The sequence below is a fragment of the Mycobacterium florentinum genome (assembly GCF_010730355.1).
In the GTDB taxonomy this organism is placed as follows: domain Bacteria; phylum Actinomycetota; class Actinomycetes; order Mycobacteriales; family Mycobacteriaceae; genus Mycobacterium; species Mycobacterium florentinum.
On the sequence record NZ_AP022576.1, the window covers coordinates 5,190,639 to 5,214,062 of the forward strand.

Below are 23,424 nucleotides of genomic sequence, written 5' to 3' on the forward strand. Positions count from 1 at the left end.
CATTCCGCCGTAGCTAGATACAGACTAGTAGTCTGTATCTTGTGGCGTGGCCGAATGGACGGAGCGGTCATGAAGACCGGAGCCCCGGCGGGTGACGAGACGAACCCAGGCAGATCGCCGCGCCGCGACCCGCACGGCGATCCTCGCGGCCGCCCGCGAGTTGTTCACCGAGCACGGCTATCAGGGCTGCAGCGTCGACACGATCCTGGCTCGCGCCGAATCCAGCAAAGGGGCCTTCTACCACCACTTCTCGGACAAGGCGGCGGTCCTCGAGGCGCTGCTCACCGACTTCGAGGAGGAGGGCGTTCGCCGGGCCAGAGAATGGAGTACCGGGATATCGTCCCCGCTGGAGATCATGCGGGTGTCGGCGCGCAACCTGTTGGATTGGTGCACGGATCCCTACATCCGGCAGGTCGTGCTGACCGACGCGCTGTCGGTGCTCGGCTTCACGCGGTGGCATCAGATTGACGACCGCTACACGCTCGACGTCCTGGATCATCTGCTGCAGCGCGGCGTCGCCGCAAAAGAGGTGCGACCGCTGCCCTCGACCCGCATGACCGCGCGGCTGATCATCGCCGCAACAAACGAGGCGGCACTGTTCGTCGCGAATGCGGTCGATGTCGAGGCCGCCCGCGCGGAGGCACTTGCTTCCATCGACTTCATGATCATGTCGATCGCGGCCCCGGGCCCAGCCGGTAGGCGCTCGGTGTGAGACCGCTAAATCGCTTGAACGCGTTGGTATGTCTACGCGTTCCTGTCGAGCGCCCAGTCGCTGTTGTCCGCTCCCCGCAACAAACCGCTGCTCTTGTCACTGCTCAGCACTTGGGACGGTCGGAGACCGATCGTGGCATAGGCGACGCTTTGCTGCGTCGATCTCCGGGGCTTCGGCGAAGAGCGCACGGGGTGTGCAAACGGGTGCCTGAAGTTCCACATACTGGCCGTGAAGCCGGGATTTTTGGTGGGTGCCCCCGGCAGCGTGGTGCCCCCGGCAGGATTCGAACCTGCGGCCTTCTGCTCCGGAGGCAGACGCTCTATCCCCTGAGCTACGGGGGCGCACGATGTCAATACTGCGCCAATGGGCCCCGACAGACTAACGCATCGAGGTGGCTGCGCTGACATCGCAATGGATTCGGGGCGTAGGCGCACTAACCAATAGGATGGACGCTCGTGACCCCCGCTGACCTGGCTGAGCTGCTCAAAGTCACCGCATCCGCGGTGCTTGCCGAGCATGGCCTCGACGTCTCCGCGCTACCGGGGACGGTCACCGTGGAGCGCCCGCGCAATCCCGAGCACGGCGATTACGCGAGCAACCTGGCGATGCAGCTGGGCAAGAAGGTCGGTGCCAACCCGCGTGAGCTGGCCGGATGGCTCGCCGAGGCGCTGGCCCAAGCCGACGGTGTCTCCTCGGCGGAAGTGGCCGGACCCGGCTTCATCAACCTGCGCCTCGCGGCGTCGGCGCAGGCCAAGGTCGTCAACGATGTCATCGACGCCGGCGCCCGCTTCGGGTACTCCGACTCGCTGGCCGGGCGCAAGATCAACCTGGAATTCGTCTCGGCCAACCCGACCGGCCCGATCCACATCGGTGGCACCCGCTGGGCCGCCGTCGGCGACGCCTTGGGCCGGCTGTTGACGACACAGGGCGCCGACGTGACGCGCGAGTACTACTTCAACGACCACGGCGCGCAGATCGACCGATTCGCCAACTCGTTGATCGCCGCGGCCAAGGGCGAGCCCACCCCGGAAGACGGCTACGCCGGCACCTACATCAACGACATCGCCGCGCAGGTGCTGCAGAAGGCGCCCGACGCGTTGAGCCTGCCGGACGCCGATATGCACGAGACCTTCCGCGAGATCGGCGTCGACCTGATGTTCACCCACATCAAGGAGACGCTGCACGAATTCGGCACCGACTTCGACGTGTACACGCACGAGGACTCGATGCACACCAGCGGCCGCGTCGACGAGGCCATCGCCCGGCTGCGCGCGTCCGGCAACATTTACGAGAAGGATGGCGCAAGCTGGTTGCGCAGCAGCGCTTTTGGTGACGACAAGGACCGCGTCGTGATCAAGAGCGACGGCAAACCCGCCTACATCGCGGGAGACCTGGCGTACTACCTGGACAAGCGGCAGCGCGGTTTCGACCTGTGCATCTACATGCTCGGCGCCGATCACCACGGCTACATCGCCCGGCTCAAGGCCGCCGCGGCTGCCTTCGGCGAAGACCCGGCCACCGTCGAGGTGCTCATCGGACAGATGGTCAACCTGGTCCGCGACGGCCAGCCGGTCCGGATGAGCAAGCGCGCCGGCACCGTGATCACGCTCGACGACCTGGTCGACGCCCTGGGCGTCGACGCCGCGCGCTACAGCCTGATCCGTTCGTCGGTGGACACCGCGATCGACATCGACCTGGCGTTGTGGTCCTCGGCGTCGAATGAAAACCCGGTCTATTACGTGCAATACGCGCATGCCCGGCTCTCGGCGCTGGCCCGCAACGCCGCCGAGCTCGGCCTGATCCCCGACACCGGGCATCTCGAGTTGCTGAGCCACGACAAGGAGGGCACGCTGCTGCGCACCATCGGGGAGTTCCCGCGGGTGCTCGACACCGCCGCGTCCCTGCGCGAACCCCACCGGATCTGCCGTTACCTGGAGGACCTGGCCGGTGACTACCATCGGTTCTACGACTCGTGCCGGGTATTGCCCCAGGGCGACGAACAACCCACGGACCTGCACGTCGCCCGGCTGGCGCTGTGCCAGGCCACCCGCCGGGTCATCGCCAACGGACTGGCAATACTCGGCGTCAGCGCCCCGGAGAGAATGTGAACGTCCATCCCGCCGGTCCCCGGCACGCCGAAGAGATCCGTCACGCGGACAGCCCGCCGCGGCCGCAGTCCCCGGAGGAGCTGCTGCTGTTGGCGCCGAATGTGTGGCCGCTCAACATGGTTCGCAACGATGCCGGTGTGGCCGTCATCGCCGGAATTCCCGTGACCGACCTTGCCCAGGAATACGGAACTCCGCTGTTCGTCATCGACGAGGACGACTTCCGGTCCCGCTGCCGGGAGATCGCGGCGGCGTTCGGTGGTGGTGCCAACGTCCACTACGCCGCTAAAGCGTTCCTGTGCAGCGAGATTGCGTGCTGGATCGACGAAGAGGGCCTCTGCCTCGACGTCTGCACCGGGGGAGAGCTGGCGGTTGCACTGCACGCCAACTTCCCGCCGGAGCGAATTACCTTTCACGGCAACAACAAATCCGTCGCGGAGTTGACAGCCGCGGTCAAGGCCGGGGTTGGCCACATCGTGGTGGACTCGATGACGGAAATCGAGCGTCTGGAAACCATCGCGGGTGAGGCCGGCGTCGTCCAGGATGTCTTCGTCCGCCTCACCGTCGGCGTCGAGGCGCACACCCACGAGTTCATCTCCACCGCGCACGAGGACCAGAAGTTCGGCTTGTCGGTCGCCGGCGGCGCGGCAATGGCGGCGGTGGAGCGGGTATTCGCGACCGATCACCTGCGGCTGGTCGGGTTGCACAGCCACATCGGTTCGCAGATCTTCGACGTCGCCGGTTTCGAGCTGGCCGCGCGCCGGGTCCTCGGCCTGCTGCAGGAGGTCGTCGGCCGGTTCGGGGTGGAGATGACCGCGCAGATCTCGACCGTGGATCTCGGTGGCGGCCTTGGCATCTCGTACCTGGCCTCCGACGATCCGCCCCCGATGGCCGAGCTGGCGGCCAAGCTCAGCACGATCATCGGCAACGAATCCGCGGCCGTGGGTCTGCCCACGCCCCGGCTGGTGGTCGAGCCCGGACGGGCCATCGCCGGACCCGGGACCATCACGCTCTACGAGGTCGGCACCGTCAAGGACGTCGAGGTCAGCACGACGGCAATCCGGCGCTACGTCAGCGTCGACGGCGGCATGAGCGACAACATCCGCACCGCACTCTACGACGCGCAATACGACGCCCGACTGGTGTCGAGGGTCAGCGACGCACCCGCAGCGCTGGCTCGCATCGTCGGAAAGCACTGCGAGAGCGGCGATATCGTCGTCCGCGACACCTGGGTGCCCGGCGACCTGGGCCCGGGTGACCTGCTGGGGGTCGCCGCGACCGGTGCCTACTGCTATTCGCTGTCGAGTCGCTACAACATGATCTGCCGGCCCGCCGTGGTAGCGGTGCGCGATGGACGGGCTCGCCTGATCCTGCGCCGGGAGACGGTCGACGATCTGCTGAGTCTGGAAGTGAGGTGAACTGTGTCCGGTAACGGAAAGCCAGTCGGCGTGGCGGTACTCGGGTGCGGCAACGTCGGCAGCGAAGTGGTCCGCATCATCGCGGAGAGCGCGGACGATCTCGCCGCCCGGGTCGGCGCGCCTCTTGCCCTGCGCGGCATCGGGGTCCGGCGCGTCGCAGCCGATCGCGGTGTCCCGGTCGAGCTGCTCACCGACAACATCGAAGAACTCGTGTCGCGGGAAGACGTCGACATCGTCGTCGAATTGATGGGGCCGGTCGAGCCGTCGCGCAAGGCGATCCTGGCCGCGCTCGAGCATGGCAAGTCCGTCGTCACCGCCAACAAGGCGTTGTTGGCCACGTCGACCGGAGAACTGGCACAGGCCGCCGAAAATGCGCATGTCGACTTGTATTTCGAGGCGGCGGTCGCGGGCGCGATCCCGGTCATCCGCCCGCTCACCCAGTCGCTGGCCGGTGACACCGTGGTGCGGGTGGCCGGCATCGTCAACGGCACCACCAACTACATCCTTTCCGCGATGGACAGCACCGGCACCGATTACGACAGCGCCCTGGCCGACGCGAGCGCGCTGGGTTACGCCGAGGCCGACCCCACCGCGGATGTCGAGGGCTACGACGCCGCGGCCAAGGCCGCGATCCTGGCATCCATCGCCTTCCACACCCGGGTGACCGCCGACGACGTCTATCGCGAAGGCATCACCAAGATCACCCCGGCCGATTTCGCGTCCGCTCATGCGTTGGGCTGCACCATCAAGCTGCTGTCCATCTGCGAACGTATTACTACCGATGATGGCCAGCAACGGGTCTCGGCCCGCGTCTACCCGGCACTGGTACCGCTGGCACATCCGCTGGCCACCGTCAACGGGGCGTTCAACGCCGTGGTGGTGGAGGCCGAGGCGGCGGGCCGGCTGATGTTCTACGGCCAAGGCGCCGGCGGCGCGCCCACCGCGTCGGCGGTCACCGGTGACCTGGTGATGGCCGCGCGCAACCGGGTGCTGGGCAGCCGCGGGCCGAAGGAATCCAAGTACGCCCAATTACCGATTGCACCAATGGGTTTCATCTCCACCCGCTACTACGTCAGCATGAACGTCGCGGACAAGCCCGGTGTGTTGTCGTCGGTGGCAGCCGAATTCGCCAAGCGCGAGGTCAGCATCGCCGAGGTTCGTCAGGAAGGTGTCGCGGACGAAGGCGGGCGACGGGTGGGGGCCCGCATCGTGGTGGTCACGCACAGTGCCACCGATGCCGCACTCTCCGAAACCGTTGATGCGCTAGCCGATTTGGATGTCGTGCAGAGTGTGGCAAGCGTGCTGAGATTGGAAGGAACCAGCATATGAGCGTGCCGCGAACCGCCGTCCACACACCCTGGCCGGGTCTGATCGCCGCCTATCGCGACCGGTTGCCGGTCGGCGCCGACTGGACGCCGATCACCCTGCTGGAGGGTGGCACCCCGCTGATCCCCGCGACCCGGCTCTCGGAGAAGACCGGCTGCACGGTCCACCTGAAGGTCGAAGGACTCAACCCCACCGGCTCTTTCAAAGACCGGGGCATGACGATGGCGGTCACCGACGCGGTGGCCCGCGGGCAGCAGGCGGTACTGTGCGCCTCGACCGGAAACACCTCGGCGTCCGCGGCGGCTTACGCCGCGCGCGCCGGCATTACCTGCGCGGTGCTGATACCCCAGGGCAAGATCGCGATGGGCAAGCTCGCGCAGGCGGTTATGCACGGCGCCAAGATCATTCAGATCGACGGCAACTTCGACGACTGCCTGGAGCTGGCCCGCAAGATGGCCGCCGACTTCCCGACGATCTCGTTGGTGAACTCGGTCAACCCGGTGCGTATCGAGGGGCAGAAAACGGCAGCGTTCGAGATCGTGGACGCGCTGGGCACCGCGCCGGACATTCATTCGCTGCCCGTCGGCAACGCCGGGAACATCACCGCGTACTGGAAGGGCTACACCGAGTACCACCAGGAGGGCGTGTTCGAGAAGCTGCCCCGCATGCTGGGCACCCAGGCGGCCGGGGCGGCGCCACTGGTACACGGCAAGCCGGTGCCCAACCCCGAGACCATCGCGACCGCGATCCGCATCGGGTCACCGGCGTCGTGGACGTCGGCCGTTGCGGCCCAGGAACAGTCCAACGGACGATTCCTGGCCGCGACCGACGAGGAGATCCTGGCGGCCTACCATCTGGTGGCCCAATCCGAAGGCGTGTTCGTCGAGCCCGCGTCCGCGGCCAGCATTGCGGGTCTGCTCAAGTCCGTCGAAGACGGTTGGGTGCCCCGCGGATCGACCGTGGTGTGCACGGTGACCGGCAACGGCCTCAAGGATCCCGACACGGCGCTGAAGGATATGCCGAGTGTGTCGCCGCTGCCGGTAGATCCGGTACTCGTCGTCGAGAAGTTGGGGCTGGCCTAGTGAGTGCTTGCCGGTGAATCAGATGCTGCCCGCCGGGCTGGTGGCCAGCGCCGTGGTGTCGGCGTCCAGCGCCAACCTTGGCCCGGGTTTCGACAGCATCGGTCTCGCATTGAGTCTGTACGACGAGATCGTCCTGGAGACAACCGATTCCGGCTTGGTTGTGCAGGTCGAGGGCGAGGGCGCCGGCCAGGTGCCGCTGGGCCCCGAGCATCTGGTGGTGCGCGCTATCGAGCGCGGGCTGCAGGCCGCCGGCGTCAGCGCGCCCGGCATGGTGGTGCGCTGTCGCAACGCCATTCCGCATTCTCGCGGTCTCGGCTCATCCGCGGCCGCGGTGGTGAGCGGCCTCGCTGCGGTCAATGGCCTTGTTGCACAGACGGATTCGGGCCCGTTCAGCGAAGCGCAGCTGATCCAGTTGGCGTCGGAGTTCGAGGGCCATCCCGACAACGCTGCCGCGGCGGTGCTGGGCGGTGCGGTGGTGTCGTGGACCGAACCCGGTGGCGACGGGCCCGCCTACTCGGCCGTCCCGCTGACGCTGCACCCCGATATCCGGCTGTTCTGCGCGATCCCCGAAGAGCGCTCGTCGACCGCCGAGACGCGGGTGCTGCTGCCCGCCCAGGTCAGCCACGAGGACGCCCGATTCAACGTCAGCCGCGCCGCATTGCTGGTGGTCGCCCTGACCGAACGCCCGGATCTGCTGATGGCGGCCACCGAAGACGTGCTTCATCAGCCGCAACGGGCCCCCGCCATGCCGGCGTCGGCGGAATATCTGCGACTGCTGCGACGTCTTAACGTGTCAGCGACGCTTTCGGGGGCGGGTCCCTCAGTTATTGCATTGACCACCGAGCCGGAGTTGCCGTCGGAAGCGTTGGACTGCGGCGTTGCCAATGGATTCACCATTACCGAGATGACAGCCGGCGAAGGCGCTCGCTGGAGCCCGGGTCTGACAGTCGCTGGTTAATCCACAGGCTCGCCGGAGGGTTTGCTTGCTTCAAGCACAGATGCGGGCTATTCTCGGCATCGTCCAGCAATCGCAGTCATCTGCATCTGCATACATACTGCCTTGCCGCTGGTACAACACCAATTCTTCTCGTGGACGAGGTTCGCCGTTTTCTCCGCCCATCCAGGCGATCACCGTTGCAGAGTCGATTTTTGGGCGCACTCGGCAATTTAGCTGAATGCAACGAACCCCTCGTATGACGTGATCAGCGAGGGAAGAAAGGAAATCCGTGACTGATACGGACCTGTTCACGGCTGACGAAAGCACCGACAGCAATCAGCTGTCGAACGCCGTGATTACAGACACTCCCGACGTGAAAACCAACGTCTCGGCCGGCTCCCTGTCCACCATGGTGCTGCCCGAGTTGCGTGCGCTGGCTAATCAGGCCGGCGTCAAGGGGACGTCGGGGATGCGCAAGAACGAACTCATTGCGGCGATCAAGGAAATCAGGGCAGCACAGGCCAACGGCACATCCGCCGCCGCCCCAACCGAAGACGCCGGCAAGTCCGAACAGGACAAGAACCAACAGAAAACTGCCGACGAAGAACCGACTGCTCAAGGGGAACAGAAGGATTCGGCGACCGAGGGGGGTCAGCGTCGGGAACGACGGGGCGCCTCTCGCGAAGCGGGATCGGCTGACCGTGCCGCCGATGAGACGGCCGGCGAGGGCCCGCAGAACCGCAACGGCACCGCCCCTCGCGAGGCCGACAAGCGTGACGGCGGCCAAGCCGAGCGGCGCGACGGCGGCCAAAGAGAATCCAAGACCGACGACCGCGGATCGGATGCGGGCGACCAGAACGCCGATCAAGGCTCGGGTGGCCAGCAGAATCGCGGCGGCTCGAATCAGCAAGACGACGACGGCGAGGGCCGTGGGGGCCGGCGCGGTCGCCGGTTCCGCGACCGCCGGCGTCGCGGCGAACGCTCCGGCGAAGGGGGCGGTGGCGACACCGAACTGCGGGAGGACGACGTCGTCCAGCCGGTAGCCGGCATTCTTGACGTCCTCGACAATTACGCCTTCGTGCGTACGTCCGGTTACCTAGCCGGTCCGCACGACGTCTACGTGTCCATGAATATGGTGCGCAAGAACGGCCTGCGCCGCGGTGACGCGGTCACCGGCGCGGTGCGGGTGCCCAAGGAGGGCGAGCAGCCCAACCAGCGGCAGAAGTTCAACCCGCTGGTCCGATTGGACAGCGTCAACGGTGGACCCGTCGAAGACGTCAAGAAGCGTCCCGACTTCCAGAAATTGACGCCCCTGTACCCCAACGAGCGGCTGCGTCTGGAAACCACTCCCGACCGGCTGACCACGCGGGTCATCGACCTGATCATGCCGATCGGTAAGGGGCAGCGGGCCCTGATCGTGTCGCCGCCCAAGGCCGGCAAGACGACGATCCTGCAGGACATCGCCAACGCCATCACCAAGAACAACCCGGAATGCCACCTGATGGTCGTGCTCGTCGACGAGCGCCCTGAAGAGGTCACCGACATGCAGCGTTCGGTGAAGGGCGAGGTCATCGCCTCGACCTTCGACCGGCCGCCGTCAGACCACACGTCCGTCGCCGAGCTGGCCATCGAACGCGCCAAGCGGCTCGTCGAGCAGGGCAAAGACGTCGTGGTGCTGCTCGACTCGATCACCCGCCTGGGCCGCGCGTACAACAACGCGTCACCCGCGTCGGGCCGGATCCTGTCCGGTGGTGTCGACTCCACCGCGCTGTACCCGCCGAAGCGATTCCTCGGCGCGGCGCGCAACATCGAAGAAGGCGGATCGCTGACCATCATCGCCACGGCGATGGTCGAAACCGGATCCACCGGTGACACGGTCATCTTCGAGGAGTTCAAGGGCACCGGTAACGCCGAGCTCAAGCTGGACCGCAAGATCTCCGAACGGCGGGTCTTCCCGGCGGTCGACGTCAACCCGTCCGGTACTCGCAAGGACGAATTGCTGCTCTCGCCCGACGAGTTCGGCATTGTGCACAAGCTGCGCCGCGTGCTGTCGGGGCTGGATTCCCACCAGGCCATCGACTTGCTGATGTCGCAGCTGCGCAAGACCAAGACCAACTACGAATTCCTGGTCCAGGTGTCCAAGACGACCCCGGGGAATATGGACAACGACTAGCGTCGCAAGCTGTGGCGGAGACGCTTCAGCAGTTGCTTCGTGAGCGTTTGGACCAAGACGCGCCTGCCCTGAAGTTCGGCGAGCGGGTCTGGACCTGGCGGGAACACCTCGCCGATGCCGGCGCCAACGCCGCCGCGCTGATCGGCACCGCCGATCCGGATCGCCCGCTGCACGTCGGCGCGCTGTTGGGCAACACCCCCGAGATGCTCACTGCGATGGCGGCCGCCGCGCTGGGCGGGTATGTGCTGTGCGGAATCAACGACACCCGCGGCGGCGCCGCGCTGGCCAGGGATATCTTGCGGGCCGACTGCCAGATCCTGCTCACCGATCCGGCCCACCTGGGCCTGCTGGAAGGCCTGGACTTGCCCGGCGTGCGGGTGTTCGATGTGTCGACTGAGCCCTGGTCAAAGCTGCTGGCCCGAGCCGGGCCGCTGAGCCCCCATCGCGAGGTCGGGCCCACCGACACCTTCATGATGATGTTCACCTCGGGTACCAGCGGCGACCCGAAGGCGGTGCAGATCCCTCATCTCGTTGTGCTGTTCGCCGGTGCCTCACTGGTCGAACGGTTCGATCTCGGCGCTTCCGACGTCTGCTACATGCCGATGCCGCTGTTTCACTCCAACGCGCTGCTCGTCGGGTGGAGCGTGGCGGTCACTACCGGTGCGGCGATGGCCCCGGCGGCGTTCTCGGCGTCTCGCCTGCTTCCCGACCTGCGCAGGTACGGGGCCACGTTGATGAACTACGTCGGCAAGCCGCTCGCCTACGTGCTCGCCACGCCCGAGCGGCCCGACGATAGCGACAACCCGCTGCGGGTGGCGGTGGGCAACGAGGCCAGCGCGCGCGACATCGCGGAATTCAGTAGGCGATTCGGCTGCACGGTCTTTGACGGTTTCGGCTCGACCGAGGGCGGGATCTACATCTATCCGGAAGACGGCTGCCCGCCGGGGTCGTTGGGCAAGGGTCTGCCCGGTATCGCGATTTACAGCCCCGAGACGGGGACCGAATGCGCGATCGCCACGTTCGGCGACGACGGCGCCCTCACCAATCCCGACGAGGCGATCGGGGAGCTGGTCAACACCAACGGCCCGGGATTGTTCGCCGGCTACTACAACGACCCCGAGGCCACCGGCGCACGCCTTCGTAGCGGCATGTTCTGGTCGGGTGACCTGGCCTATCGGGACGCCGACGGGTGGATCTACTTCGCCGGTCGCAGCGGTGACTGGCTGCGCGTCGACGGCGAGAACATGACGACCGCGCCCATCGAGCGGATCCTGGAACGGCTGACGCCGATTAGCCAGGTGGCGGTCTACGCGGTCCCGGACGAAAACGTCGGCGACCAGGTGATGGCGGCGATTGTCCTGCAAGACGACGCCGAGCTGACGCCCGAGGAGTTCGTGCGGTTTTTGGCTGGTCAGCCCGATTTGTCGGTCAAGGCGTGGCCGCGGTATGTCTGGCTCACCGACCGGCTGCCGGCCACGGCAACGAACAAGATCCTCAAACGGGAGCTGAAAGCGCTCGGTACGGCCCCCGGGGGTGGCCTGCTGTGGACGCGAAACGGGCAAGCCAGGGCCTACACACAGCGCTGATCCGCGATGGCGGGCCGCACTCTGGCGCCGGGAATGTGCGGGCGCATCTCGGTGTTTGGGGAGAAGGTAGTTGACCTGGCATAATCGAGCGTCGACTGCCCGGAGCCGCTTCAGGTTCTGAGTTCACGCCCGACGGCCGGATCCCTGCGGGGGACCAGGGCGACAACGATCGAAGAGGACATCATGAAGGCTGACATTCATCCCGCCTACGGGGAGACCACCGTGCTCTGCGGATGCGGCAACACGTTCCAGACGCGCAGCACCAAAGACGGCGGGCACATCACCGTCGAGGTTTGCTCGCAATGCCACCCGTTCTACACGGGCAAGCAGAAGATCCTGGACAGCGGTGGCCGCGTGGCGCGCTTCGAGAAGCGTTACGGAAAGCGCAAGGCCGGAGCCGACAAGGAATCGGCCGACAAATAGCTGCCTTGCCGACGCCCGAACTGTGCACGAAACTGCGCAGGCCGGGCGTCGGTTCGCGTTTGCGGTAAACAACGGGGGAGGAGGTGTGTGATGACGCAGCCGGTACAGACGATTGACGTGCTGCTCGCCGAACACGCCGAACTGGAGCAGCGACTGGCCGACCCCGAGCTGCACAGCAATCCCGACGAGGCGCGCAAGGCCGGCCGGCGATTCGCCCGCCTGGCCCCGATTGTCGCGACACACCGCAAGCTGGAGGCGGCGCGCGGCGACCTGGAGACGGCCCGCGAACTGGCCGCCGACGACGATTCGTTCGCCGACGAGGTCGTCGAACTCGAAGCGCGCGTGGCCGAACTGGACACCCAGCTCACCGACATGCTGGCACCGCGCGATCCGCACGACGCCGACGACGTCGTGCTCGAAGTCAAATCCGGTGAGGGCGGCGAGGAATCGGCATTGTTCGCCGCCGATTTGGCCCGGATGTACATCCGCTATGCCGAGCGGCATGGCTGGACCGTCACGATGCTGGGCGAAACCACCTCCGACCTCGGCGGCTACAAGGATGCGACGCTTGCGATCGCCAGCAAGGGCGACTCGGTCGACGGGGTATGGTCCCGGTTGAAGTTCGAGGGCGGGGTGCACCGGGTGCAGCGCGTGCCGGTAACGGAATCACAAGGCCGCGTGCATACTTCGGCGGCGGGCGTGCTGATCTACCCTGAACCCGAGGAAGTCGGCGAGGTGCAGATCGACGAGTCGGATCTACGCATCGACGTCTACCGCTCGTCCGGCAAGGGCGGGCAGGGCGTCAACACCACCGACTCGGCGGTGCGAATCACCCACTTGCCCACCGGAATTGTCGTCACCTGCCAAAATGAACGATCGCAGCTGCAGAACAAGATTCGGGCAATGCAGGTGCTGGCCGCCCGTTTGCAGGCGCTCGCCGAGGAGCAGGCGCAGGCCGACGCGTCGGCGGACCGGGCCAGCCAGATCCGCACCGTGGATCGCAGCGAACGGATTCGCACCTACAACTTCCCCGAGAACCGGATCACTGATCACCGAATCGGTTTCAAGTCGCACAATCTCGACCAGGTTCTCGACGGCGACCTGGATGCGCTGTTCGACGCATTGGGCGCCGCCGACAAACAGGCCCGGCTGCAACAGGCATGACCGTGTTGCGGCGCGCAATCGACTCTGCTGCGGCGGTGCTCGCCGAAGCCGGAATCGATTCTGCGCGTTGGGATGCCGAGGAATTAGCCGCTCACGTGGCGGGTGCCGAGCGTGGGCGACTGACCCTGATCGAGTCGATCGACGACGAGTTCTTGGTCCGATATCGCGACATGGTCGCCGCGCGTTCGCGGCGAATACCGTTGCAGCACCTCACCGGGACCGCGGCATTCGGGCCGGTCGTGCTGCACGTCGGCCCCGGCGTCTTCATCCCGCGCCCGGAGACCGAGGCCATTTTGGAATGGGCCACCGCGCAGCGCCTGGCCGCGGCGCCGGTGATCGTGGATTTGTGCACCGGATCCGGTGCGTTGGCGGTGACGCTGTCCCGGCACTGGCCGGCGGCGCGGGTCCTCGCCGTCGACGACTCCGACACGGCCCTGGACTATGCGCGCCGCAACGTCGAGGGCACCGCGGTGGAGCTGGTCCGCGCCGACGTCACCGCCCCACGCCTGCTACCCGAGCTTGACGGACGAGTCGACCTGGTGGTGGCCAACCCTCCCTACGTTCCGGACGGTGTCGAGCTGGATCCCGAAGTCGCCCAACATGATCCATCACACGCAGTGTTCGGGGGTCCGGACGGGATGACGGTGATTGACGCGGTGGTGGACCTGGCCCGACGCTGGCTGCGTCCCGGCGGCCTGTTCGCCGTCGAGCACGATGACACCACGTCGTCGCGGACAGTCGAGTTGATCGAGCGCACCGGACTTTTCGGCGACATTCGGGCGCGCCACGATCTCACCGGCCGGCCAAGATTCGTGACTGCCAGTAGGAGCGGCGCTTGTGACTGAGGTATTCAATTGTGCTGAACCCGAACAGCGTTCGTCCGGAATCGCCTCGGCGGTGGGCGCGCTCAAGGGCGGGCGACTGGTTGTGATGCCGACGGACACCGTGTACGGCATCGGCGCCGACGCGTTCGACAACACCGCGGTGGCCGCACTGGTGGCGGCGAAGGGGCGCGGCCGCGACATGCCGGTCGGTGTGCTGGTCGGTTCCTGGCACACCATCGAGGGCCTGGTCTACACGGTGCCGGACGGGGCCCGCGAACTGATCCGCGCCTTCTGGCCCGGCGCGCTGAGTCTGGTTGTGGCGCAAGCGCCGTCGCTGCAGTGGGATCTCGGCGATGCCCGCGGCACCGTGATGCTCCGGATGCCGCTGCACCCGGTCGCCATCGAGTTGCTGCGCGAGGTCGGTCCGATGGCGGTATCCAGTGCCAACGTCTCCGGTCGCCCTCCCGCGGTGAACGCCGGCGAGGCACGCGACCAACTCGGCGATCTCGTCGACGTCTACCTCGACGCGGGACCCTCCGAACAGCAGGCCGCCTCGACGATCGTCGACCTGACCGGCGATACCCCGCGCCTGCTGCGCGCCGGGCCGGTGAGTGCCGAGCGGATCGCGGAAGTGCTCGGCATGGACCCGGGACGGTTGATCGCCTAGCGGCGGCAACGAAGCGAGGCCGGCGGCCTCAGAAAGGTGGCGTACGGTCTCGTGGTGTCTAGCGACCCAGCCAGCAATCTCGTCAGTCTTGCCGCTGGTATGCACGCCCTGTCCGATCGCGGCGCCGGGGTTCCGCTGCGTGAGCTGGCGCTGGTCGGCCTGACCGCCGCGATCATCACCTACTTCGTGACCGGACCGGTGCGGGTGCTGGCCACTCGCCTGGGAGCGGTCGCCTATCCGCGCGAACGCGATGTGCACGTGACGCCGACACCACGCATGGGCGGGCTGGCGATGTTCGTCGGCGTCGCGTCCGCCGTCTTCTTGGCATCCCAGCTGCCCGCGCTCACCCGCGGTTTCGTCTACTCCACCGGTATGCCCGCGGTGATGGTGGCGGGCGCGGTGATCATGGGCATCGGACTGATCGACGACCGCTGGGGCCTGGACGCCCTGACGAAATTCGCCGGCCAGATCACCGCCGCCAGCGTGCTGGTCACGATGGGCGTTGCCTGGAGCGTCCTCTACATCCCGTTCGGGGGTGTCGGCACCATCGTGCTGGACCAGGCGTCGTCGATCCTGCTGACGCTGGCGCTGACGGTGTCGATCGTCAACGCGATGAATTTCGTCGACGGACTCGACGGGCTGGCGGCCGGGCTGGGGCTCATCACCGCGATGGCGATCTGCGTGTTCTCGGTCGGTCTGCTCCGCGACCACGGCGGCGACGTGCTGTTCTATCCGCCCGCCGTCATCTCTGTCGTGCTGGCCGGCGCCTGTCTTGGCTTCCTGCCGCACAACTTCCACAAGGCCAAGATCTTCATGGGCGACTCCGGCTCGATGCTGATCGGCCTGATGCTTGCTGCCGCATCCACCACCGCGGCCGGGCCGATCTCGCAGAATGCGTACGGCGCCCGCGATGTCTTTGCTCTGCTGTCGCCGTTCCTGCTGGTGGTCGCGGTGATGTTCGTGCCGATGCTCGACCTGCTGCTGGCCATCGTGCGACGCACCCGCGCCGGCCGCAGCGCGTTCAGCCCCGACAAGATGCATCTACACCACCGGTTGCTGCAGATCGGTCATTCGCATCGCCGGGTCGTATTGCTCATCTATCTGTGGGTCGGCATCGTCGCGTTCGGCGCCGCCAGCACGATCTTTTTCAACCCACGCGATACCGGTGCGGTGATGCTGGGGGCGATTGTGGTTGCCGGCGTCGCGACCGCGATCCCACTCTTGCGGCGCCGCGACGACTACTACGACGAGGAGTAGTAGTAGTCCTGACCTTGTGGTACGGTGCTGGTAGAACCCCAAAATGAATCTTGAGGGTTGCCGGCCAATCGGCCCGCCGGATTGTTTTCCGGCAGTGCCGATCGACGACCGACAGAGGGAGCTACCCCTTGAGTGAATCCCCTGTGACGTGCGATACGCTCGGCGGGCCACCGATCAGTCGGTCGGAAGTTTTCCGCTCCACCAATCCGGATTGAGGTGCTGCAGTGACGACACCAGCGCAGGACGCGCCGTTGGTGTTTCCCTCTGTTGCATTCAATCCGTCCCGGCTCCTCCTGGTCTGCGCCGCGATCACCGCGGTCGCGATAGCTGCCGCCGGTTTCTCCGGTCATTTGATGGTCGGGGTGTTCTTCGGCGTCGGATTGCTCCTGGGTTTGCTCAACGCGCTTCTGGTGCGTCGCTCGGTTGCGTCGATAACCGCGAAAGAACATCCGATGAAAAGCTCGATGGCGCTGAACTCGGCGACCCGGCTGGCGATCATCACCGTGATCGGCTTGATCATTGCCTACATTTTCCGGCCCGCCGGCTTAGGCGTGGTGTTCGGCCTGGCCCTGTTCCAGGTGGTGTTGGTGCTCTCGACCGCACTGCCGGTATGGAAGAAGCTGCGTGCCGGCGACTGGGTGGAGCCGGCATCCGAAGGTACGGAAAGAGGGAACACCTGCGATGAGTGAGACGAGGTTCCTGGCCGAGGGCGCAATCGAGGTCGGCGAGCACACCCACGCCACCTGGCTCGGGTTGACCGTCAACACCGACACGATTCTGTCGACCGGGATCGCCGCCGTAATCGTCCTCGCACTGGCCTTCTACCTGCGTGCGAAGATCACCTCGACCGGTGTGCCCAGCGGCGTGCAGCTGTTCTGGGAGGCCATCACCGTCCAGATGCGCGATCAGATCGAGGCCGCCGTCGGGATGCGGATCGCGCCGTTCGTGCTGCCGCTGGCGGTCACCATCTTCGTGTTCATCCTGATCTCCAACTGGCTGTCGGTGCTGCCGCTGCAGTACACCGACGAATCCGGACGCACCACCGAGTTGCTCAGCTCGGCGGCCGCGGACATCAATTACGTACTCGCGCTGGCCCTTTTCGTCTTCGTCTGCTACCACGTGGCCGGCATCTGGCGTCGCGGTATCGTCGGGCACCCGTTGGCGGTACTCAAGGGCCACGTGGCTTTCCTCGCACCGATCAACCTGGTCGAAGAACTCGCGAAGCCAATCTCGTTGTCGCTGCGACTTTTCGGCAACATCTTCGCCGGCGGCATCCTGGTCGCGCTAATCGCGCTCTTCCCGCCCTACATCATGTGGGCGCCCAACGCGATCTGGAAGGCGTTCGACTTGTTCGTCGGCGCGATCCAGGCGTTTATCTTCTCGATCCTGACCATCCTGTACTTCAGCCAAGCCATGGAGATCGAAGATCACCATGACTGAGACCACCATGAATCGGCCTGAGCCACACACCATTACAGAAGCCTGGTAGACCACTACCAGTTATAAGGAGGATAAGAATGGCCCTGGACCCCCAAGTCGCTGCCGCTGCTCTCATCGGCGGTGGAATCATCATGGGCGGCGGCGCAATCGGTGCCGGTATCGGTGACGGTATTGCCGGTAACGCGCTGGTTGCGGGTATTGCCCGTCAGCCGGAGGCGCAAGGCCGGCTGTTCACGCCGTTCTTCATCACCGTCGGTCTGGTTGAGGCGGCGTACTTCATCAACCTCGCCTTCATGGCGCTGTTCGTCTTCGCCACTCCCGTCGGCTAGTTCGCAGTGATGGGTGACGCGAGCCACGGCGTTCTGGCGTCCAGCCAGTTAGCAGCCGAGGGGGGCAATAACTTCCTCGTCCCCAACGGCACTTTCTTTTTCGTGCTGGCGATCTTCTTGATCGTGCTGGCCGTCATCGGCATGTTCGTCGTGCCGCCGGTCATGAAGGTGTTGCGCGAACGCGACATGATGGTCGCCAAGACCGCCACCGACACCAAGAAGGCGAACGAACAGTTCGAAGCCGCGCAGGCCGACTACGAGAAGGCGATGAAAGAAGCCCGAGTGCAGGCGTCGTCCTTCCGGGACAAAGCCCGCGCGGATGGCCGCAAGGTCGTTGACGACGCGCGCGCAAACGCCGAGCAGCAGGTGCTGGCGACTTTGCAGCAGACGGGCGAGCAATTGAAGCGGGAAAGGGACGCCGTGGAACTGGATTTGCGCGCCAACGTGGCTACCATGTCGGCGACGTTGGCCAGCCGCATCCTCGGCGTCGACGTCACAACTTCTGCCGCGACAAGGTAACTATCAATGTCGACGTTCATTGGACAGCTGATCGGCTTCGCGGCCATCGTGTGGTTGGTGGTGCGCTACGTGGTGCCGCCGGTGCGCAATTTGATGGCCGCTCGCCAGAACACGGTGCGCCAGCAGTTGGCTGACTCGGCGGCGGCCGCCGAGCGGTTGACCGAGTCGACGACCGCCCACAGCAAGGCTGTGGAAGCCGCAAAGTCGGACGCGGAGCGCGTCGTCGAAGAGGCCAAGGTAGACGCGGAACGGATTACCGAACAGCTAGGCGCCCAGGCCGAGATCGACGCGGAGCGCATCAAGGCACAGGGTGCGCGCCAGGCCGAGCTGTTGCGGGCCCAGCTGAGCCGTCAGCTACGGCTGGAGCTCGGGCACGAATCTGTCCGCCAGGCAGAGGAATTGGTGCGCAACTACGTCGCCGATGCCCAGCAGCAATCGTCCACCGTCGATCGCTTCCTGGACGAGCTCGATGCCATGGCGCCCGCGGCGGCTGACGTCAAGTACCCCTTGTTGGCGAAGATGCGCTCGGCCAGTCGGCGTGCGCTGAAGGGTGTCACTGATCGGTTCGACACCATCGCAAAGGATCTCGACACTGCCGGGCTGGAAAAGTTGGCGGCTGAACTGGTTTCAGTAGCCAAGATGCTGAACGGCGAAATCGTCGTCACGCGGTATCTCACCCTGCCTTCCGAAGACGCCACACCCAGAGTCAGGTTGCTCGAGCGCCTGCTATCCGGCAAAGTCGGCGATCCGACCCTTGAGGTGTTGAGGACCGCCGTTTCGGAACGGTGGTCGGCCAACTCGGATCTGATCGACGCCGTCGAACACGTGGCGCGGCAAGCACTGTTGGAGGTCGCCGCGCGCGAGGATCGGGTCGACGAGGTCGAAGACCAGTTGTTCCGGTTTGCCCGGATCCTCGAGGCACAGCCGCGCCTCGCAACCCTCCTTGGCGAGTACGGGGCTCCGGCCGAAGGCCGCGTCAAGCTGCTACGCAACGTGCTCCAAAGCGCGACCGGCCAAAGCAACCGGATCACGAATTCACTGCTGTCCCAGACCATCGAGCTCTTGAGAGGTCAATCGGCCGACGACGCCGTGACGTTCTTGGCCGAAGCGGCGGTGGCGCGGCGCAACGAAGTCGTCGCGCAGGTGAGTGCGGCGGCCGAGCCCAGCGATGCTCAGCGCGCTCGCCTGACCGAGGTGCTCAGCCGCATCTACGGGCACCCGGTGGCCGTGCAGCTGCAGACCGACCCCGCACTGCTGGGTGGGCTCCTGATCTCCGTGGGCGACGAAGTGATCGACGGGACGCTCTCGTCTCGCCTGACCGCAGCCGAGGCTCAACTGCCCGAGTGAACACGAACTAGTCAGCAATAACCGAAGTAGGAAGACGAAAAGCTATGGCCGAGTTGACGATATCCGCTGCTGACATCCAGAGCGCGATCGAAGAGTATGTAGATTCCTTCACCTCCGATACCTCCCGCGAGGAGGTCGGCACCGTGATCGATGCCGGAGACGGCATCGCCCACGTCGAGGGTCTGCCGTCGGTGATGACCCAGGAACTGCTCGAGTTCCCGGGCGGCGTCCTCGGGGTCGCACTCAACCTCGACGAGCACAGCGTCGGCACGGTGATCCTCGGTGACTTCGAGAAGATCGAAGAAGGCCAGCAGGTCAAGCGCACCAACGAGGTCCTGTCGGTCCCCGTCGGTGACGCTTTCCTCGGGCGGGTGGTTAACCCGCTGGGCCAGCCGATCGACGGCGGTGGTGACATCGCAGCCGAGACGCGCCGCGCGCTGGAACTGCAGGCGCCCTCGGTGGTGCAGCGGCAGAGCGTGAGCGAGCCGCTGCAGACCGGGATCAAGGCCATCGACGCGATGACGCCGATCGGGCGTGGCCAGCGTCAGCTGATCATCGGCGACCGCAAGACCGGCAAGACCACGGTCTGCGTCGACACCATCCTCAACCAGCGCCAGAACTGGGAGACGGGCGACGAGACGAAGCAGGTGCGCTGCGTCTACGTGGCCATCGGGCAGAAGGGCACCACGATCGCGTCCGTGCGCCGCACGCTCGAAGAGGGCGGCGCGATGGACTACACCACCATCGTCGCCGCGCCCGCCTCGGACGCCGCGGGCTTCAAATGGCTTGCGCCGTACGCAGGTTCGGCGATTGCTCAGCACTGGATGTATCAGGGCAAGCACGTGCTCATCGTCTTCGACGACCTGACCAAGCAGGCCGAGGCGTACCGTGCGATTTCGCTGCTGTTGCGCCGCCCACCCGGCCGTGAGGCCTACCCCGGCGACGTCTTCTATCTGCACTCGCGGCTGTTGGAGCGCTGCGGGAAACTCTCCGACGAGCTCGGTGCCGGTTCGTTGACCGGTTTGCCGATCATCGAGACCAAGGCCAACGACATCTCGGCCTACATCCCCACCAACGTCATCTCGATCACCGACGGACAGTGCTTCTTGGAGACCGACCTGTTCAACCAGGGCGTCCGGCCCGCCATCAACGTCGGTGTGTCGGTGTCCCGAGTCGGTGGCGCGGCGCAGATCAAGGCCATGAAAGAGGTGGCAGGAAGTCTCCGTTTGGACCTGTCGCAGTACCGCGAATTGGAATCCTTCGCCGCCTTTGCCTCCGATTTGGACGCCACATCGAAGGCGCAGTTGGAGCGTGGCGCGCGGTTGGTCGAACTGCTCAAGCAACCGCAAAACCAGCCGTTGCCCGTCGAAGAGCAAGTGGTCTCCATGTTCCTGGGCACCGGTGGGCACGTGGACTCGGTGCCGGTCGAGGACGTCAGGCGATTCGAAACCGAACTGCTGGACCACATCCGGGCCTCCGAGGACAAGATCCTCGAAGACATCCGCAGCAGCAAGAAGCTCAGTGAGGAAAACGAGAAGGCCCTCACCGACGCCATCAATCACTTCAAGAAGGGCTTCGCGGCAACAGGCGGTGGGTCGGTGGTGCCCGACGAGCACGCCGAGGCCAAGGAAGACGACGACAAGGAATCGGTGAAGGTCAAGAAGGCTGAGCCCAAGGACAAGGACGCGAAGAGCGAGTCCAAGAAGGACAAGAAGTAGCTAACCATGGCTGCCACACTTCGCGAACTACGCGGGCGGATCCGCTCCGCGGGCTCGATCAAGAAGATCACCAAGGCCCAGGAGTTGATCGCGACGTCGCGCCTTCCCAAGGCGCAGAACCGGCTCGATTCCGCCCGGCCCTACGCCTTCGAGATCACCCGGATGCTCACCACCCTGGCCGGCGAAGCCGCTTTGGACCATCCGTTGCTCGTCGAGCGTGCGGAAGCGACACGGGCCGGTGTGCTGGTGGTGTCCTCGGACCGCGGTTTGTGCGGCGCACATAACTCCGGCATCTTCCGTCGCTCGGAGCAGCTTTTCGCCCAGCTCCGAGACGAGGGAAAGGAACCGGTGCTCTACACCGTGGGCCGAAAGGCGCAGGGCTACTACACCTTCCGGAACTGGGACATCGCCGCGTCGTGGTCGGGCTTCTCCGAGCAACCCCAGTACGAGAAGGCCGCGGAGATCGGTTCGACCTTGGTGGATGCGTTCATGAAGGGCGCGGGAGATGACGACGATCAGGGCGTCGACGAACTGCACATCGTGTATTCGGAGTTCAAGTCGATGATGTCGCAGACCCCGGTCGCCCACCGGATGGCGCCGTTGGTCGTGGAGTATGTCGAGGAAGACCCCGGACCGCGCACCCTGTACTCGTTCGAGCCCGACGCAACGACGCTGTTCGAGGCGCTGCTGCCGCGGTACCTGACAACGCGGGTTTACGCGTCGATGCTCGAGTCCGCGGCATCCGAGCTGGCGTCGCGGCAACGGGCGATGAAATCGGCCACCGACAACGCCGACGACCTCATCAAGGCTCTGACGCTAGAGGCCAACCGGGAGCGGCAGGCCCAGATCACCCAGGAAATCAGCGAAATCGTCGGTGGCGCAAACGCGCTCGCCGACGCCGCTAAGTAGCCCCACAAGGAAGCGAAAAAGATATGAGCGCTACTGCCGAGAAGACCGACAAGCCGACAAAATCGGACACCAGCGGCCGCGTGGTACGGGTGACCGGGCCGGTCGTCGACGTCGAGTTCCCGCGGGGTTCGGTCCCCGAACTGTTCAACGCGCTGCATGCGGAGATCACGTTCGAGGAGCTCAAGAAAACCTTGACGTTGGAGGTGGCGAACCACCTCGGCGACAACCTGGTGCGCACCATCTCGATGCAGCCCACCGATGGCCTGGTGCGTGGCGTCGAGGTGACCGACACCGGCAACTCGATCACCGTGCCGGTCGGTGAGGACGTCAAGGGCCACGTCTTCAACGCGCTGGGTTACTGCCTGGACAAGCCGGGTTACGGAGAAGACTTCGAGCACTGGTCGATTCACCGCAAGCCACCCGCTTTCGAGGACCTCGAACCCCGCACCGAGATGCTCGAGACCGGGCTGAAGGTGGTGGACCTCCTCACTCCGTACGTGCGTGGTGGCAAGATCGCCCTGTTCGGCGGCGCGGGCGTGGGCAAGACGGTGCTCATCCAGGAGATGATCAACCGCATCGCCCGTAACTTCTCCGGTACTTCGGTGTTCGCCGGTGTGGGGGAGCGCACCCGTGAGGGCAACGACCTCTGGGTCGAGCTCAAGGAAGCCAACGTGCTCAAGGACACCGCGCTCGTCTTCGGTCAGATGGACGAGCCGCCTGGCACTCGTATGCGAGTCGCGCTGTCGGCGCTGACGATGGCGGAGTGGTTCCGCGACGAGGCGGGCAAGGACGTGCTGCTGTTCATCGACAACATCTTCCGGTTCACCCAGGCCGGCTCGGAGGTGTCGACACTGCTCGGCCGGATGCCGTCGGCGGTGGGCTACCAGCCCACGCTGGCCGACGAGATGGGCGAGCTGCAGGAGCGCATCACCTCGACGCGAGGCAAGTCGATTACGTCGATGCAGGCGGTCTACGTGCCGGCCGACGACTACACCGACCCGGCGCCGGCGACGACGTTCGCCCACCTGGACGCCACCACCGAGCTTTCTCGATCGGTTTTCTCCAAGGGAATCTTCCCCGCCGTGGACCCGCTGGCGTCGAGCTCGACCATCCTCGACCCAAGCGTCGTCGGTGACGAGCACTACCGCGTGGCGCAGGAAGTCATCCGAATCCTGCAGCGGTACAAGGACCTTCAGGACATCATCGCGATTCTCGGTATCGACGAACTGTCGGAAGAGGACAAGCAGTTGGTCAACCGGGCCCGGCGCATCGAGCGGTTCCTGTCGCAGAACATGATGGCGGCCGAACAGTTCACCGGTCAGCCGGGTTCGACAGTCCCGGTCAAGGAGACCATCGAGGCGTTCGACCGGCTGAGCAAGGGCGATTTCGACCACGTGCCCGAGCAGGCGTTCTTCCTGATCGGCGGTCTGGACGACTTGGCGAAGAAGGCTGAGAGCCTCGGCGCCAAGCTGTGATTGAGACTCCCGA

21 protein-coding genes and 1 tRNA gene are annotated in these 23,424 nt (G+C 65.6%); 21 read left to right on the top strand and 1 reads right to left on the bottom strand.

Annotation, left to right across the window (positions count from 1 at the left end):
• The first annotated feature begins 91 nt into the window (after positions 1–91).
• Positions 92–712, top strand: a complete 621-nt coding sequence (locus G6N55_RS24675; RefSeq protein ID WP_085220958.1) for a TetR/AcrR family transcriptional regulator — start codon at positions 92–94, stop codon at positions 710–712.
• A gap of 265 nt (positions 713–977) precedes the next feature.
• On the opposite strand, the gene G6N55_RS24680 is transcribed toward G6N55_RS24675, so the two are convergent.
• Positions 978–1,053 (bottom strand) — tRNA-Arg (locus G6N55_RS24680).
• Positions 1,054–1,167: 114 nt separating this feature from the next.
• Between G6N55_RS24680 and argS the strand changes: the two genes are divergently transcribed.
• The 20 genes from argS to atpD all read left to right on the top strand — a co-directional run bounded on the left by argS (position 1,168) and on the right by atpD (position 23,411).
• Complete coding sequence (gene argS, locus G6N55_RS24685) at positions 1,168–2,820, top strand: arginine--tRNA ligase (RefSeq protein ID WP_085220957.1); 1,653 nt, start codon at positions 1,168–1,170, stop codon at positions 2,818–2,820.
• Positions 2,817–4,235: a diaminopimelate decarboxylase gene (gene lysA / locus G6N55_RS24690; protein WP_085220956.1), complete on the top strand. Its 1,419-nt coding sequence runs from the start codon at positions 2,817–2,819 to the stop codon at positions 4,233–4,235. The genes argS and lysA overlap by 4 nt, the downstream gene beginning before the upstream one ends.
• A gap of 3 nt (positions 4,236–4,238) precedes the next feature.
• Positions 4,239–5,564, top strand: a complete 1,326-nt coding sequence (locus G6N55_RS24695; protein ID WP_085220955.1) for a homoserine dehydrogenase — start codon at positions 4,239–4,241, stop codon at positions 5,562–5,564.
• Positions 5,561–6,643: a threonine synthase gene (thrC, locus tag G6N55_RS24700; protein ID WP_085220954.1), complete on the top strand. Its 1,083-nt coding sequence runs from the start codon at positions 5,561–5,563 to the stop codon at positions 6,641–6,643. Before G6N55_RS24695 ends, thrC begins: the two co-directional genes overlap by 4 nt.
• A gap of 22 nt (positions 6,644–6,665) precedes the next feature.
• Positions 6,666–7,601: a homoserine kinase gene (thrB, locus tag G6N55_RS24705; RefSeq protein WP_085221240.1), complete on the top strand. Its 936-nt coding sequence runs from the start codon at positions 6,666–6,668 to the stop codon at positions 7,599–7,601.
• A gap of 268 nt (positions 7,602–7,869) precedes the next feature.
• A complete protein-coding gene (gene rho / locus G6N55_RS24710) occupies positions 7,870–9,753 on the top strand; it encodes a transcription termination factor Rho (protein WP_085220953.1) in 1,884 nt (627 codons plus the stop codon).
• An 11-nt stretch (positions 9,754–9,764) separates the two neighbouring features.
• Complete coding sequence (fadD1, locus tag G6N55_RS24715; protein ID WP_085220952.1) at positions 9,765–11,339, top strand: fatty-acid--CoA ligase FadD1; 1,575 nt, start codon at positions 9,765–9,767, stop codon at positions 11,337–11,339.
• A 183-nt stretch (positions 11,340–11,522) separates the two neighbouring features.
• Entirely contained in the window at positions 11,523–11,762 is a 240-nt protein-coding gene (gene rpmE / locus G6N55_RS24720) for a 50S ribosomal protein L31 (protein ID WP_085220951.1), read from the top strand.
• Positions 11,763–11,852: 90 nt separating this feature from the next.
• Positions 11,853–12,926: a peptide chain release factor 1 gene (prfA, locus tag G6N55_RS24725; protein WP_085220950.1), complete on the top strand. Its 1,074-nt coding sequence runs from the start codon at positions 11,853–11,855 to the stop codon at positions 12,924–12,926.
• Positions 12,923–13,771 carry a peptide chain release factor N(5)-glutamine methyltransferase gene (gene prmC, locus G6N55_RS24730; RefSeq protein WP_085220949.1) on the top strand — a complete coding sequence of 283 codons (849 nt, stop codon included), beginning with the start codon at positions 12,923–12,925 and terminating at the stop codon, positions 13,769–13,771. Before prfA ends, prmC begins: the two co-directional genes overlap by 4 nt.
• The gene (locus G6N55_RS24735; protein WP_085220948.1) at positions 13,764–14,417 is read left to right on the top strand and encodes an L-threonylcarbamoyladenylate synthase; all 654 of its coding nucleotides are present in this window, start codon (positions 13,764–13,766) and stop codon (positions 14,415–14,417) included. The genes prmC and G6N55_RS24735 overlap by 8 nt, the downstream gene beginning before the upstream one ends.
• A gap of 36 nt (positions 14,418–14,453) precedes the next feature.
• Positions 14,454–15,674 carry a glycosyltransferase family 4 protein gene (locus G6N55_RS24740; protein ID WP_139826719.1) on the top strand — a complete coding sequence of 407 codons (1,221 nt, stop codon included), beginning with the start codon at positions 14,454–14,456 and terminating at the stop codon, positions 15,672–15,674.
• 224 nt (positions 15,675–15,898) lie between these two features.
• Positions 15,899–16,363, top strand: a complete 465-nt coding sequence (locus G6N55_RS24745; RefSeq protein WP_085220946.1) for an ATP synthase subunit I — start codon at positions 15,899–15,901, stop codon at positions 16,361–16,363.
• Positions 16,356–17,114, top strand: a complete 759-nt coding sequence (gene atpB, locus G6N55_RS24750; protein WP_085220945.1) for a F0F1 ATP synthase subunit A — start codon at positions 16,356–16,358, stop codon at positions 17,112–17,114. Before G6N55_RS24745 ends, atpB begins: the two co-directional genes overlap by 8 nt.
• 83 nt (positions 17,115–17,197) lie before the next feature.
• Positions 17,198–17,443 (top strand): F0F1 ATP synthase subunit C, encoded by a 246-nt coding sequence (locus G6N55_RS24755; protein ID WP_090609504.1) that lies wholly within the window; start codon positions 17,198–17,200, stop codon positions 17,441–17,443.
• 9 nt (positions 17,444–17,452) lie between these two features.
• The gene (locus G6N55_RS24760) at positions 17,453–17,962 is read left to right on the top strand and encodes a F0F1 ATP synthase subunit B (protein ID WP_085220944.1); all 510 of its coding nucleotides are present in this window, start codon (positions 17,453–17,455) and stop codon (positions 17,960–17,962) included.
• Positions 17,963–17,968: 6 nt separating this feature from the next.
• Positions 17,969–19,309 (top strand): F0F1 ATP synthase subunit B/delta, encoded by a 1,341-nt coding sequence (locus tag G6N55_RS24765; RefSeq protein WP_085220943.1) that lies wholly within the window; start codon positions 17,969–17,971, stop codon positions 19,307–19,309.
• A gap of 44 nt (positions 19,310–19,353) precedes the next feature.
• Entirely contained in the window at positions 19,354–21,027 is a 1,674-nt protein-coding gene (atpA, locus tag G6N55_RS24770) for a F0F1 ATP synthase subunit alpha (protein WP_085220942.1), read from the top strand.
• 6 nt (positions 21,028–21,033) lie between these two features.
• On the top strand, positions 21,034–21,936 hold the full coding sequence (locus G6N55_RS24775; RefSeq protein ID WP_085220941.1) for a F0F1 ATP synthase subunit gamma: 903 nt from the start codon (positions 21,034–21,036) through the stop codon (positions 21,934–21,936).
• 23 nt (positions 21,937–21,959) lie between these two features.
• Positions 21,960–23,411, top strand: a complete 1,452-nt coding sequence (gene atpD, locus G6N55_RS24780) for a F0F1 ATP synthase subunit beta (protein WP_085220940.1) — start codon at positions 21,960–21,962, stop codon at positions 23,409–23,411.
• The last annotated feature ends 13 nt before the right edge of the window (positions 23,412–23,424 follow it).